Genomic DNA, 13,091 nt, shown 5'->3' with positions numbered 1-13,091 from the left:
GCAGAACACCGCCGAACCCTTGTGGGAGCTGGCTTGCCTGCGATAGCGGCCTGTCAGTTACCACATCTGTACCTGATACACCGCTATCGCAGGCAAGCCAGCTCCCACATTTGATCTCAATCGTTCTGGAGATCGTCAACAACCCCGCCTTTTCGCCAAGCGGGCTGCCGTTAGCGCCGGTTTGTCGTTATACTCGTCGGCTTTCAAAAGTTCGCCAACGAGTGCTGCCCGCCATGGAAATCAACCCGATCCTTAACACCATCAAGGACCTGTCCGAGCGCTCCGAAACTATTCGGGGGTATCTTTGACTACGATCAAAAGCATGAGCGTCTGACCGAAGTCAATCGCGAGCTTGAAGATCCGGCTGTCTGGAACAAACCTGAATACGCCCAGGAACTGGGCCGCGAGCGTGCTGCGCTGGCGCAGATCGTCGACACCCTCGACGAGTTGAACACCGGTCTGGGCGATTGCCGCGACCTGCTGGACATGGCCGTCGAAGAAAACGACGAAGGCGCAGTGGGCGATGTCGTCGCCGAGCTGGCCCGTCTCGAGGAAAACCTCGCCAAGCTTGAATTCCGCCGCATGTTCAGCCACGAAATGGACCCGAACAACGCCTACCTGGACATCCAGGCCGGTTCCGGCGGCACCGAGGCCCAGGACTGGGCCAACATCCTGCTGCGCATGTACCTGCGCTGGGCGGATAAACGCGGTTTCGACGCTACCATCATGGAACTGTCGGCCGGTGAAGTCGCCGGTATCAAAGGCGCGACCGTGCACATCAAGGGCGAATACGCCTTTGGCTGGCTGCGGACCGAGATCGGCGTACACCGCCTGGTGCGCAAGAGCCCGTTCGACTCCGGCAACCGCCGCCATACCTCGTTCTCCGCCGTTTTCGTCTCGCCAGAGATCGACGACAAGGTGGAAATCGAGATCAACCCGGCCGACCTGCGGATCGACACCTACCGCTCCTCCGGTGCCGGTGGCCAGCACGTAAACACCACCGACTCGGCCGTGCGTATTACCCACGTACCGACCAACACCGTGGTCAGCTGCCAGAACGAACGTTCCCAGCACGCCAACAAGGACACCGCCATGAAAATGCTGCGGGCCAAGTTGTACGAGCAGGAAATGCAGAAGCGCAACGCCGCTTCCCAGGCGCTGGAAGACACCAAGTCGGATATCGGCTGGGGCCACCAGATCCGTTCGTATGTGCTTGATGCATCGCGGATCAAGGATCTGCGCACTAACATCGAACGCAGCGATTGCGACAAGGTGCTCGACGGTGATATCGACGAATACCTGGAAGCCAGCTTGAAATCGGGGCTGTAAACCGTCAGCCAAGACCTTAAGTCCCCTGCCACCGGTGGGGGCAACGAACCTGTGATGGAATTTCAAAAGACATGAGCGACCAACAACTCGACCCGCAAGCCCTGCAACAGGAAGAAAACTCCCTGATCGCCCTGCGCAAGGAAAAGCTTGCTGCCGAGCGCGCCAAGGGTAATGCCTTCCCGAACGACTTTCGCCGTGACAACTACTGCGATGCCTTGCAGAAACAGTACGCGGACAAGACCAAGGAAGAGCTGGCAGAGGCTGCAATCCCGGTCAAGGTGGCGGGTCGCATCATGCTTAACCGTGGCTCGTTCATGGTGATCCAGGACATGACCGGTCGCATTCAGGTGTACGTCAACCGTAAAACCCTGCCTGAAGAAACCCTGGCCTCGGTGAAAACCTGGGACATGGGCGACATCATTGCCGCCGAAGGCACCCTGGCGCGCTCCGGCAAGGGCGACCTTTACGTTGAAATGACCAGCGTGCGCCTGCTGACCAAGTCGCTGCGCCCGCTGCCGGACAAGCACCACGGCCTGACCGACACCGAGCAGCGCTATCGCCAGCGCTACGTCGACCTGATCGTCAACGAAGACGTGCGCCAGACCTTCCGCGTGCGTTCGCAAGTGATTGCGCACATCCGCAGCTTCCTGATGGCGCGTGACTTCCTCGAAGTGGAAACGCCGATGCTGCAAACCATCCCCGGTGGTGCCGCAGCCAAACCATTCGAAACCCACCACAACGCGCTGGACCTGGAAATGTTCCTGCGTATCGCGCCGGAGCTGTACCTCAAGCGCCTGGTGGTTGGCGGCTTCGAGAAAGTGTTCGAGATCAACCGCAACTTCCGTAACGAAGGCGTCTCGACCCGTCACAACCCTGAATTCACCATGTTGGAGTTCTACCAGGCCTACGCCGACTACGAAGACAACATGGACCTCACCGAAGAACTCTTCCGCGAGCTGGCGCAGCTGGTGCTGGGCAGCACTGACGTGCCGTACGGCGACAAGGTGTTCCACTTCGGCGAGCCGTTCGTGCGTCTGTCGGTGTTCGACTCGATCCTCAAGTACAACCCTGAGCTGACCGCTGACGACCTGACCGACATCGACAAGGCCCGCGCCATCGCCAAGAAAGCTGGCGCCAAGGTGCTGGGCTTCGAAGGCCTGGGCAAACTGCAGGTGATGATTTTCGAAGAGCTGGTGGAGCACAAGCTGGAACAGCCGCACTTCATTACCCAGTACCCGTTCGAAGTGTCGCCGCTGGCACGTCGCAACGATGACAACCCGAACGTCACCGACCGTTTCGAGCTGTTCATTGGCGGCCGTGAAATCGCCAACGCCTACTCCGAGCTTAATGATGCAGAAGACCAGGCCGAACGCTTCATGGCCCAGGTGGCCGACAAGGACGCCGGTGACGACGAGGCGATGCACTACGACGCCGACTTCGTTCGCGCCCTGGAATACGGCATGCCGCCGACCGCCGGTGAAGGTATCGGTATCGACCGGTTGGTGATGTTGTTGACCAACTCGCCGTCGATCCGCGATGTGATCTTGTTCCCGCACATGCGGCCACAAGCGTAACCGTAGCGAAATCCGAAGCCGCCTTTTATAAGGCGGCTTTTTTGTGTGACGAATTCAGCCGTCAGCAGAACGGCGCCAAGAGGCACGCGCTGAGCGTTCCCACGCTCTGCACAGGAATGCAGCCCGTGACGCTCCGCATAACTCATTAAAGGAAGATCTGTCGTGAACCGCGTAATGGCTCAAGAAGGCGCCGCCGGCATTGCTGCTGCCGTGGCTGATAGTGTCCAGTACCAGGGCCGCAAGGCCAGCCGTCGAGGCAGCGAGCAACGCCGGCAAGACATTCTCGATGCGGCCATGCGCATCGTCGTGCGTGATGGGGTACGCGGTGTGCGCCATCGCGCGGTGGCAGCAGAGGCCGGCGTGCCGTTGTCGGCCACCACCTATTACTTCAAGGACATTGATGACCTGCTCACCGATACCTTCGCCCAATACGTGGAGCGCAGCGCTGCCTTCATGGGCAAGCTGTGGGTGCGCAATGAAGGCCTGCTGCGCGAGATGGTCGCCTATGGCGATGGCAGCCCGCAGTCACGCTCACAACTGGCCGATGACATTGCACGGCTGACCGCCGACTACGTGATGCGCCAACTGACCAATCGCCGCGAACACTTGATGGCCGAACAGGCCTTTCGCCAGGAAGCCTTGCTTAACCCGCGCCTGGCTGAGCTGGTGCGCTCGCACCAGCAGATTCTGTTGCAGGGCACCGGGCAGTTTTTCCAGGTATTGGGTTCCCGCGAGCCGCAACAGGATGCCAGAGTGTTGACGGCGATAATCGGTCGGATGGAATATCAGGGCCTGCTCGGCGGCCCTGAGCCTCTGACGGGTGAAGAGATGCTTGAGATTCTCAAGCGTTACATGCATTTGGTGTTGGCCTCGGTCTAGCCCCGTGCGCAATCTGCTTTATGTGGGAGCCAGCTCCCACACTTGATGGGGTGCCCAATGAAAGCCTGGCGTGTCATTGCAATCGCCTTGTCGTTCCTGCTGCTCAGCGGTTGCCTGGTCACCTTCAAGGACCCGCTGCCGGCCAGTGAAGCCGCGCCCGACGCCTTGCTCGGCCACTGGTCAAGTAAAAACGCCTGGGGCGAACCGCTGAATCTGCAGATCACCCGTGTCGATCAGCAGCATTACAAGGCCGTGAGCTACCCTAAAGCCAAGCCGGGCCAGCGTGATGAGTACCTGTTTACGGTGTCGCGCCATGGCAACCGCTGGTACCTTTCTGCGCCGTTGCCGGCGGCCTTGGGTGGCAATTACTTCCTGGCCGGTTTTGACTTTGAAGGTAAGGGCGACAAAACGCGTGAATTGGTGGTCTACAACCTCGACCTTGAGCAGATCCATCAAGCCATAGGCCAAAATGCTTTGCGCGGCAGCACCGTGGAAACCGTCGAAGGTGACGGCGTGCGGGTCGACAGCCCCATGGACCAGGTATTTGCCTATCTGGATGACCCGGCCAATGCCGATGTGTTCGTTGAAGCCGTGCGCTACCGGCGCGCGGGCAAATAACGTTTAAAGAGGAAGCACCGGGTGGACGATTACCAGCAGACGATACGCACCTTGTCCGATCGCATTGTGCTGGCACAAACACCGATTCGCGTCCTCGACGCCGTGAAGTGGGACGAGAACATTCGCCAGGGGTTTCTCAAGGCCAAGGGCAAGGCCATGCCGGCCGTGGACCGCGATTACTACCTGGGCCGGCCGCTGTCGTTTGACTCCAGCGCGGTGAAGCTGGAGTTCCAGAACATCGAGCGCGACATCACCCGCCGCCTCGGCCAGTTCAGCCCGGTGGGGCAGATCATGCGCCGCATGTGCCGCGAGTACCGCATGGTGGTGCGCATGCTCGAAGCGCGGGGCACCGAGGACTTCGGCCTGATTTCCCAGGAACTCTACGGCGCCGCCTCGGACGCGTTCCACGCCGGTGACCCGACGCTGGCCGACCTGGGCCTGATGATGTCTGACTACCTCAACCAGATCGACGGCCGTGGCGACCTCAAGGACGAAGCCAAGACGCTCACGGCCAAGCATGCCGTGGCCTTGCTGCAAACCCGTTTGAATAAGGTGTTCGGTGAGGCCGAAGAGACCATCCGCGTCTTCGAGTCCGACGGTATCGTCGCCGATGCGGCGGCGGGCGCCGACTACATCAAGATCCGCGCCGACGCGATGTTCAACGAGCGTGATGTGCGCGCGCTGGAAGTGCACGAAGGCCTGGTGCACGTCGGCACCACGCTCAATGGCCAGAACCAGCCGATCTGCACCTTTCTGTCCAAAGGGCCGCCCTCGTCAACGGTGACCCAGGAAGGCCTGGCGATTCTGATGGAGATCATCACCTTTGCCTCCTACCCCAGTCGCCTGCGCAAACTGACCAACCGCACCCGTGCCATCCATATGGTCGAAGAGGGCGCCGACTTCCTGCAGGTATTCGAGTTCTTCCGCGAGCAAGGCTTTGAGATGGCCGAAAGCTACGGCAATGCCAGCCGCGTGTTCCGTGGTTCGACGCCGACCGGTCTGCCGTTTACCAAGGATTTGTCCTACCTCAAGGGCTTTATCATGGTTTACAACTACATCCAGTTGGCCGTGCGCAAAGGTAAGTTGGAACAAGTGCCTCTGCTGTTCTGCGGCAAGACCACCCTGGAAGACATGCGCACCTTGCGCCAACTGGTCGACGAAGGCCTGGTGGTGCCACCCAAGTACCTGCCCGAGCAGTTTCGCGACATGAACGCCCTGGCGGCGTGGATGTGCTTCTCCAACTTCCTCAACCACCTGAGCCTGGACCGGATCGAGGCGGATTACTCGAATATCCTGTAGAGATTTCCCTGACACAACCGAATCAAAAAGGTGGGAGCTGGCTTGCCTGCGATAGCGGTGTATCAGTCACCGCTGTTTTAACTGAAAGACCGCTATCGCAGGCAAGCCAGCTCCCACATTTGATCTCATTGGTTCTTGAGAAATGAGTACAACCTATCAGCGAGGCTTCAACGGATGAGAATCCTCGGCATTCTTTGCCTGCTACTCACTTTAAACGGCTGCAGCTCACTGCTGTTCTACCCCGAACCCGGCCTGCCGTTCACGCCGGAAAAAGCCCACCTGGCCTATCGCGACGTCACCCTCACCACCGCCGACGGCGTAAAGCTGCATGCCTGGTGGCTGCCGGCCAAACCCGGTGTGCCGCTCAAAGGCACGGTGCTGCACCTGCACGGCAATGGCGGCAACCTGGCCTGGCACCTGGGCGGCAGTTGGTGGTTGCCGGAGCAGGGCTATCAAGTGCTGTTGCTGGACTATCGCGGTTATGGCCTGTCTGAAGGCAAGCCGTCCTTGCCGGCGGTGTATCAGGACATCGATGCCGCATTCGGCTGGATCGACAAGGCCCCTGAAACCCAAGGCCAGCCGCTGATCGTGTTGGGCCAGAGCCTGGGCGGTGCGCTGGCGGTGCATTACCTGGCGGCACACCCGCAGCGCCAAGCCCAGCTCAAGGCCCTGGTCCTGGACGGCGTGCCCGCCAGTTATCGTGATGTAGGACAATTCGCCCTCAGCACCTCCTGGTTAACATGGCCGTTTCAGGTGCCGCTGTCGTGGCTGGTGCCCGACGCCGACAGTGCGATCAATGCCATGCCCCAGCTTACCGGCGTGCCCAAGCTGCTGTTCCATAGCCTGGATGACCCGATTGTGCCGGTGGCCAACGGCATTCGCCTGTATCAGGCCGCGCCGCCGCCGAGGGTGTTGCAGTTGACCCGTGGCGGCCATGTGCAGACCTTCGCCGACAAGACCTGGCAAACCGTGATGCTGCGCTATCTGGACGACCCGCAGCACTTCAATGGCCTGCGCCGCCTGGGCGAGATACCGAATTACCCTATTCCTAAAGTTGATTCATCAGAGAGCCCGCAATGAGCGAAGAACGCAACATGATCCCGCTGATCCTCACCGGCATCGGCACCATCATCGGCACCGTCGGCTGCCTGTGGTTTTACGGCTACTTGCACTTCGCCAAGCCGGAAGATGCCTTGTTGCTCAGCGACTTCACCATGCTCAAGACCGTGCCGGGCGAGGACTACAAGGTCTCGCTGACTCCGGCTGCGCAGGTGGCGCAATGCATTGATGGCGTATTGGTGATGTTTGATACCGAACAGAAAGGCTTGAGCGGCGTACTGGTCAATAACAAGAAACAAGCCGTGCGTTGCATGGGCCAGGAAACCCCGCAACTTCAAGAGTAAAGCGCTTCAATGCAGCGATACTGAAATATCTGGAACCGTATTCCGTAGGATGCCACTTAAGGGCTTGTCAGCGCTGCTGATGGATAACTTATGAATGGCCAGCCAAGGGAGAGTTACGGTGAATATTGCTGCGATAGACAGGATGTTGGATATGGCCCGGGCGCAGCAAAGTTTGGATGAGTTCAGCGAGTGGGACGCAGAGCTTTCCCAAAAGGAGCAGGACGAAACCAGGCGGCGCACGGAGTTCGAGCTGGCGGGCGGCGACGACAGCAACCGTCAGATCCAATTCTGAAGCAAAAAAAACCACCGTTTCCGGTGGTTTTTTCATCCTGCGTCAATCAATCAGTTAGCAACGGAAGAGCGTGGCTTGACTGGCTGGTTGTCGTTGGAGATGGTCACTTCAACGCGGCGGTTCATGGCACGGCCCGAAACGCTGCCGTTGTCGGCAACCGGGTATTCCTTGCCGTAACCCTGGGTCACGATGCGCGAGATATCCACGCCTTGTTGAGCCAGTGCACGTTGTACCGAAGCGGCACGACGCTCGGACAGGCTCTGGTTGTACGAGTCCGAACCGGTGCTGTCGGTGTAGCCTTCGACGATCACTTTACGGTCCGGGTTGTCGCGCAGGAACTGAGCCAGTTTGGTGATGTTCACCAGGCCACTGGATTTCAGGTCGGACTTGTTGGTGGCGAACAGCACGTCACCGAAGGTCACCAGAGTGCCGCGATCAGTCTGCTTGGCGTTCAAGCTGTCTTGCAGTTGCTTGATCTGTGCATCACGGGCTTGCAGCAGGGCGCGGGCACGTTCGTCGCCGGCGTTTTTCAGCTTGGCTTCGGATTCACGCAGCGAGATGGTGTCTTTGGCCACTTCCACACGCTGGTTGGTCAGGTAGGCCAGTTGGTCGACCTTCTTCTCGTCTTCCTTGTCGCGGTAGGCCTTGTCAGCCTTGTCCAGCCAATCCTGCGCGTCCTTGGTTTCCAGCGCCGCTACCTTGGTGGCTTGCGGGTTGGATTGCAGGGCCGAGAAGTTGGTCCGTGCGTTTTCCAGGTTCTGGTTCGGCGGGGTGGAGCACGCCGCCAGAGCAACGCTCATCGCCAGCAGGGCAGGGATCATCAATTGTTTACGCATAGTCGTGTCGTCCTTTCAATTCGATATCGGGTGCAGTGCAATCAGTGGCGGCGGCTTATTGCTGTTTGATAACAGCCGGGCGCATGCCTTCCTGACGCAGTTCCTGCACAGCTTTCTGGGAATCCTTCACAGCCTGGTCAGCTTTGGCAGCCTGGGCCTTGCGCTCTGCGACTCGGGCATCCCACTCGGCTTGCTCAGCCAGTTGACGCGCTTTGTCGTAGTTTTTGTCATGCATGGCCAGTTCGGCAGCTTTGAGCTTGTCCTGGGCCGACTTCATTTCTACCGCTGCGTACTCGGTGCCGCCGGCGCTGACTGCGCTGTTTACGGCGGACTGGGTCACGGCGTATTGCTCGGTCGGAGGGTTGCCGGCGCAGCCCGCCAGAACGAAGCTGGTGCCGATTGCCAGCGCGGCCAATTTCAGCCCGCGCAGATGGTTAAACGAGGATTTGGCAGTGCTGGTCTTCATCGTCTTCAACTCCATTGGATAACTCCTGAAAAAATCAAAATCCACTTCATTGGTTGGCGGTTGCAGGCCCGGCGGTAAAGCACCAAATGCCCTTTCAAACGGCCGTTCCAAGTGATGGCTTACTGGCTGTGACCGGAGCGTTTTTTCAAAAGTTCAGCGGAGATGGCGATTTGCCTAAAAAAATATCTGACTGTTTGGTCAGCGTTTAAAAGTTTGAACTTTCGCGTTGCGCAGAGGTACTCCGAGCCTCTGTGAGGCCCGGAATACAGGGGTTAAACGGGGGGTGTCGAAGGTTTTTCAGTGTTGCTGTTTATCGGCTGTGGCTGATAAATCATGCAGATAGCGGCGTGACAGAGTCAGAAAGCGCGGCGTCGGGCCGACGTCCTCGTACAGTGGGTCACCCTCTTCATCGGTGGCGATCACATGCTGGCCCTTGATGTAGGGGAAGCTCGCTTCCAGCTCTTCAAGGGCCGCGCCGATCAGTTCGCCGAGCAATTCTTCGGTGCTGCGCTTGGGGTACATCTCGGCGATAGCGGCCAGGCGCGCAGCGGACTCGACGTCCAAGTGGATCGCGTACTCGGTTTTGGTCAGGCGACCCTTCGCGTTCTCTTCCCAATGTTGGGCCAGTTCTCGAATTTTCATGGCAACCTCAATAAGCCCGCGATGGCAGGCGGTGATGGGTGTCCAGTCGCCTGCGTGGGTAACACGACGACTCACTGTTGAGACTAGCTGCAAGTCGCAAGGTTTAAAGTGTCTTGTCAGAAACTGACGCGGGCGGCACTCTGGAAGGCCTGCGCGTCCCGGATTTCTGGCTGGAGATTGGCTGATGAGTGATATCGATGCACGCTTGCGTGAGGATGTTCACCTGCTGGGTGAGCTGCTGGGCAACACCATTCGAGAGCAGTACGGCGATGCTTTTCTCGACAAGATCGAGCAGATCCGCAAAGGCGCCAAGGCTGACAGACGAGGTGCTGGCGATGAGCTGAGCACCCGCCTCAATCAGTTACAGGAAGATGAATTGCTGCCCGTGGCCCGGGCCTTCAACCAGTTTCTCAACCTGGCCAATATCGCCGAGCAGTACCAACTGATCCATCGGCGCGATGAATCGCAACCAGCGCCCTTCGAGTCTCGCGTATTACCGGAGTTGCTGGCGCGCCTGCAAAGCGAAGGTCACAGCAATGAGTCCCTGGCCCGTCAGTTGGCGCGCCTGGAGATTGAGCTGGTGCTCACCGCCCACCCGACCGAAGTGGCGCGCCGCACCTTGATCCAGAAATACGATGCGATTGCCGCACAGCTGGCGTTGCAGGATCACCGCGACCTCACCAGCGCCGAGCGCGAGCTGATTCGCCAGCGCTTGCAGCGTCTGATCGCCGAAGCCTGGCACACTGAAGAGATCCGCCGCATCCGGCCCACGCCGGTAGACGAAGCCAAGTGGGGCTTTGCGGTGATCGAGCATTCGCTGTGGCATGCCATTCCCAATTATTTGCGCAAGGCCGACCAGGCCTTGCACGCCGCCACGGGCCTGCGCCTGCCACTTGAGGCGGCGCCGATCCGCTTTGCTTCGTGGATGGGTGGCGACCGTGACGGCAACCCGAATGTCACCGCGCCGGTCACCCGCGAAGTGTTGCTGCTGGCGCGCTGGATGGCGGCGGATCTGTACCTGCGAGACGTCGATCATCTGGCGTCCGAGCTGTCGATGCAGCAGGCCAGCCCTGCATTGCAGGCCAAGGTCGGTGATAGCGTCGAACCTTACCGTGCCTTGCTCAAGCAACTGCGCGAACGCCTGCGCGCCACGCGTCAATGGGCGCATACCTCACTGACCGCCAGCACGCCTGCGCCTGCCGATGTGTTGCAAAACAACCGCGACCTGCTCGACCCGTTGGAGCTGTGCTACCAGTCGCTGCATGAGTGCGGCATGGGCGTGATCGCTGATGGCCCGTTGCTCGACTGCCTGCGCCGTGCCGTGACCTTCGGCTTGTTCCTGGTGCGCCTGGACGTGCGTCAGGATTCCAGTCGTCACTCGGCGGCCATGACCGAAATCACTGATTACCTGGGCTTGGGCCGTTATGAAGACTGGGACGAAGAAGCGCGCATCAGCTTCCTGAGCAAAGAGCTGACCAATCGCCGACCGCTGCTGCCGGGTTATTTCAAACCGTCGGCAGACACCGCCGAAGTGTTGAACACCTGCAAGGAAATCGCCGCCGCACCGGCTGCATCACTCGGTTCTTATGTCATTTCCATGGCGGGTGCCGCGTCGGATGTGCTGGCCGTGCAACTGTTGCTTAAAGAGTCGGGCGTGCAACGGCCGATGCGCGTGGTGCCGCTGTTTGAAACCCTGGCCGACCTGGATAACGCCGGGCCGGTGATGGAGCGTCTGCTGCAATTGCCGGGTTATCGCGCGCGCTTGCAAGGCCCGCAGGAAGTGATGATCGGCTATTCGGACTCGGCCAAGGATGCCGGCACCACCGCCGCTGCCTGGGCACAGTACCGGGCGCAGGAACGGCTGGTGGATATCTGCCGCGAGCAACAGGTGGAGTTGCTGTTGTTCCATGGTCGCGGCGGCACCGTTGGCCGTGGCGGCGGCCCGGCGCATGCGGCGATCCTGTCGCAGCCGCCAGGCTCGGTGGCGGGGCGTTTCCGTACGACCGAACAAGGCGAGATGATTCGCTTCAAGTTCGGCCTGCCGGACATTGCCGAGCAGAACCTCAACCTTTATCTGGCTGCCGTGCTCGAAGCCACGCTGCTGCCACCGCCGCCACCTGAGCCGGCCTGGCGGCATCTGATGGATGAATTGGCAGCAGACGGTGTCAGTGCTTACCGCGCCGTGGTGCGGGAAAATCCGCAGTTCGTCGAATACTTCCGCCAGTCCACACCCGAGCAGGAGTTGGGCCGCTTGCCATTGGGCAGTCGCCCGGCCAAGCGCCGTGCGGGCGGTATCGAGAGCCTGCGCGCGATTCCGTGGATCTTCGGCTGGACCCAAACCCGCCTGATGCTGCCCGCCTGGCTTGGTTGGGAAGCGGCATTAAGCAAGGCGCTGGAGCGTGGCGAAGGTGAGCTGTTGGGGCAGATGCGCGAGCAATGGCCGTTCTTCCGCACCCGCATCGATATGCTCGAGATGGTACTGGCCAAGGCCGATGCCGACATCGCGCGGCTGTATGACGAGCGTTTGGTGCAGCCGGACCTGCTGCCATTGGGTGCGCACTTACGCGACCTATTGTCGCAGGCGTGCGACGTGGTACTTGGCCTGACCGGCCAGTCGCAACTGCTGGCCCATAGCCCGGACACGCTTGAGTTCATTCGCCTGCGCAACACCTACCTCGACCCGCTGCACCTGTTGCAGGCCGAATTACTGGCACGCTCGCGCCAGCAGGAGGCGGCGCAGGACAGCCCTCTGGAACAGGCGCTGCTGGTGTCTGTAGCCGGTATTGCCGCCGGTTTGCGCAACACTGGCTGAGGTTTTCTGCGTGTTCTCAATGGCTTGCAGATAAACAACGACGGCCGCCCGGAAACGGGCGGTCGGCGTTTAGGAGGCGGGGTTGCACTCAGGCATACCCTACCTATGACTGCATGGCGGGCGCGGTTCTTGCGACTTTTGGCGGCTTGTATGGATAGAGCCCGCTGTGTATCTTGATCAGCCTTTGGCCGTTTGATCGGCCAGGACCCACATTTTTACGAGATTGGCCCCACGCGGCGAATCCGAGCGTCATCTCTATAAAAAATTGAGGAGCACATCGATGCGCGTCATTCTGCTGGGAGCTCCCGGGGCCGGTAAAGGTACTCAGGCAAAGTTCATCACTGAAAAATTCGGCATTCCACAAATCTCCACCGGTGACATGCTGCGTGCCGCCGTCAAGGCCGGCACCGAGCTGGGCCTGATCGCCAAGAGCGTAATGGACAGCGGCGGCCTGGTCTCCGATGACCTGATCATCAACCTGGTCAAGGAACGCATCAGCCAGGAAGATTGCAAGAACGGTTTCCTGTTCGACGGTTTCCCACGCACCATTCCCCAGGCGGAAGCCTTGGTGAAAGCCGGCGTTGAGCTGGACGCTGTGGTTGAAATCGCAGTTGAAGACGAAGAAATCGTTCAGCGTATTGCGGGCCGTCGCGTTCACGAAGGCTCGGGCCGCGTGTACCACATCGTCTACAACCCGCCAAAGGTTGAAGGTAAAGACGATGTGACCGGTGAAGACCTGGTACAGCGTAAGGACGACACCGAAGAAACCGTGCGCCATCGCCTGTCGGTCTACCATTCGCAGACCAAGCCGCTGGTGGATTTCTACCAGAAGCTTTCGGCTGCCCAAGGCAAGCCGAAGTACAGCCACATCCCTGGCGTGGGTTCGGTAGAATCCATCACTGCCAAGGTGCTTGAAGCACTGAGCTGATCCTTCGATCGGC

The 13,091-nt window shown here is 59.8% G+C and carries 13 protein-coding genes; 10 read left to right on the top strand and 3 right to left on the bottom strand.

What is annotated here, in order from left to right; genetic code table 11:
* Nucleotides 1-233: 233 nt before the first annotated feature.
* The 8 genes from prfB (at nucleotide 234) to GIW28_RS05050 (ending at nucleotide 7,394) form a co-directional block, all read left to right on the top strand.
* Nucleotides 234-1,329, top strand: a protein-coding gene (prfB, locus tag GIW28_RS05085) for a peptide chain release factor 2 (RefSeq protein ID WP_096236834.1) whose coding sequence is annotated in 2 segments (ribosomal slippage) — nucleotides 234-305 and nucleotides 307-1,329 — 1,095 coding nt in all. Because the reading frame shifts where the segments join, the coding sequence is not laid out codon by codon here.
* 71 nt (nucleotides 1,330-1,400) lie between these two features.
* Nucleotides 1,401-2,903, top strand: a complete 1,503-nt coding sequence (lysS, locus tag GIW28_RS05080) for a lysine--tRNA ligase (protein ID WP_017137101.1) — start codon at nucleotides 1,401-1,403, stop codon at nucleotides 2,901-2,903.
* A gap of 162 nt (nucleotides 2,904-3,065) precedes the next feature.
* Nucleotides 3,066-3,782 carry a TetR/AcrR family transcriptional regulator gene (locus tag GIW28_RS05075; RefSeq protein ID WP_026013712.1) on the top strand — a complete coding sequence of 239 codons (717 nt, stop codon included), beginning with the start codon at nucleotides 3,066-3,068 and terminating at the stop codon, nucleotides 3,780-3,782.
* A 57-nt stretch (nucleotides 3,783-3,839) separates the two neighbouring features.
* Nucleotides 3,840-4,400, top strand: a complete 561-nt coding sequence (locus tag GIW28_RS05070; protein WP_017137103.1) for a hypothetical protein — start codon at nucleotides 3,840-3,842, stop codon at nucleotides 4,398-4,400.
* Between the two features lie 21 nt (nucleotides 4,401-4,421).
* Complete coding sequence (locus tag GIW28_RS05065) at nucleotides 4,422-5,699, top strand: flavohemoglobin expression-modulating QEGLA motif protein (RefSeq protein ID WP_017137104.1); 1,278 nt, start codon at nucleotides 4,422-4,424, stop codon at nucleotides 5,697-5,699.
* A 174-nt stretch (nucleotides 5,700-5,873) separates the two neighbouring features.
* Nucleotides 5,874-6,779, top strand: coding sequence for an alpha/beta hydrolase (locus tag GIW28_RS05060; protein WP_138451331.1), 906 nt, complete (start codon nucleotides 5,874-5,876; stop codon nucleotides 6,777-6,779).
* Nucleotides 6,776-7,102 (top strand): hypothetical protein, encoded by a 327-nt coding sequence (locus tag GIW28_RS05055; RefSeq protein WP_017137106.1) that lies wholly within the window; start codon nucleotides 6,776-6,778, stop codon nucleotides 7,100-7,102. Before GIW28_RS05060 ends, GIW28_RS05055 begins: the two co-directional genes overlap by 4 nt.
* Nucleotides 7,103-7,220: 118 nt before the next feature.
* On the top strand, nucleotides 7,221-7,394 hold the full coding sequence (locus GIW28_RS05050; protein WP_157786501.1) for a hypothetical protein: 174 nt from the start codon (nucleotides 7,221-7,223) through the stop codon (nucleotides 7,392-7,394).
* A 50-nt stretch (nucleotides 7,395-7,444) separates the two neighbouring features.
* Here GIW28_RS05050 and GIW28_RS05045 read toward each other — a convergent pair whose 3' ends face one another.
* From GIW28_RS05045 to GIW28_RS05035, 3 genes are all read right to left on the bottom strand, one after another.
* On the bottom strand, nucleotides 7,445-8,230 hold the full coding sequence (locus tag GIW28_RS05045; RefSeq protein ID WP_017137108.1) for an OmpA family protein: 786 nt from the start codon (nucleotides 8,228-8,230) through the stop codon (nucleotides 7,445-7,447).
* 55 nt (nucleotides 8,231-8,285) lie between these two features.
* Entirely contained in the window at nucleotides 8,286-8,711 is a 426-nt protein-coding gene (locus tag GIW28_RS05040; RefSeq protein ID WP_017137109.1) for a DUF4398 domain-containing protein, read from the bottom strand.
* Between the two features lie 282 nt (nucleotides 8,712-8,993).
* The gene (locus tag GIW28_RS05035) at nucleotides 8,994-9,338 is read right to left on the bottom strand and encodes a pilin assembly protein (protein WP_099548541.1); all 345 of its coding nucleotides are present in this window, start codon (nucleotides 9,336-9,338) and stop codon (nucleotides 8,994-8,996) included.
* 184 nt (nucleotides 9,339-9,522) lie between these two features.
* Here GIW28_RS05035 and ppc point away from each other — a divergent pair, with 184 nt between their 5' ends.
* Complete coding sequence (ppc, locus tag GIW28_RS05030; RefSeq protein ID WP_236447260.1) at nucleotides 9,523-12,150, top strand: phosphoenolpyruvate carboxylase; 2,628 nt, start codon at nucleotides 9,523-9,525, stop codon at nucleotides 12,148-12,150.
* A gap of 280 nt (nucleotides 12,151-12,430) precedes the next feature.
* Nucleotides 12,431-13,078, top strand: coding sequence for an adenylate kinase (gene adk / locus GIW28_RS05025; protein ID WP_056857561.1), 648 nt, complete (start codon nucleotides 12,431-12,433; stop codon nucleotides 13,076-13,078).
* Nucleotides 13,079-13,091 lie beyond the last annotated feature (13 nt).

Origin of the sequence: Pseudomonas sp. PA-5-4B (assembly GCF_021606215.1) — a bacterium.
Taxonomy (GTDB): Bacteria; Pseudomonadota; Gammaproteobacteria; order Pseudomonadales; family Pseudomonadaceae; genus Aquipseudomonas; species Aquipseudomonas edaphica.
Note: the sequence above shows the minus strand (reverse complement) of the source record. Positions and strands in the feature narration are given on the sequence as shown.

What these genes read in the sequence shown, in the direction of transcription:
- lysS (WP_017137101.1), top strand. Translation starts at nt 1,401, where the DNA reads ATGAGCGACCAACAACTCGACCCGCAAGCCCTGCAACAGGAAGAAAAC.
- GIW28_RS05070 (WP_017137103.1), top strand. Translation starts at nt 3,840, where the DNA reads ATGAAAGCCTGGCGTGTCATTGCAATCGCCTTGTCGTTCCTGCTGCTC.
- GIW28_RS05060 (WP_138451331.1), top strand. Translation starts at nt 5,874, where the DNA reads ATGAGAATCCTCGGCATTCTTTGCCTGCTACTCACTTTAAACGGCTGC.
- GIW28_RS05055 (WP_017137106.1), top strand. Translation starts at nt 6,776, where the DNA reads ATGAGCGAAGAACGCAACATGATCCCGCTGATCCTCACCGGCATCGGC.
- GIW28_RS05045 (WP_017137108.1), bottom strand. Translation starts at nt 8,230, where the DNA reads ATGCGTAAACAATTGATGATCCCTGCCCTGCTGGCGATGAGCGTTGCT.
- GIW28_RS05040 (WP_017137109.1), bottom strand. Translation starts at nt 8,711, where the DNA reads ATGGAGTTGAAGACGATGAAGACCAGCACTGCCAAATCCTCGTTTAAC.
- GIW28_RS05035 (WP_099548541.1), bottom strand. Translation starts at nt 9,338, where the DNA reads ATGAAAATTCGAGAACTGGCCCAACATTGGGAAGAGAACGCGAAGGGT.
- ppc (WP_236447260.1), top strand. Translation starts at nt 9,523, where the DNA reads ATGAGTGATATCGATGCACGCTTGCGTGAGGATGTTCACCTGCTGGGT.
- adk (WP_056857561.1), top strand. Translation starts at nt 12,431, where the DNA reads ATGCGCGTCATTCTGCTGGGAGCTCCCGGGGCCGGTAAAGGTACTCAG.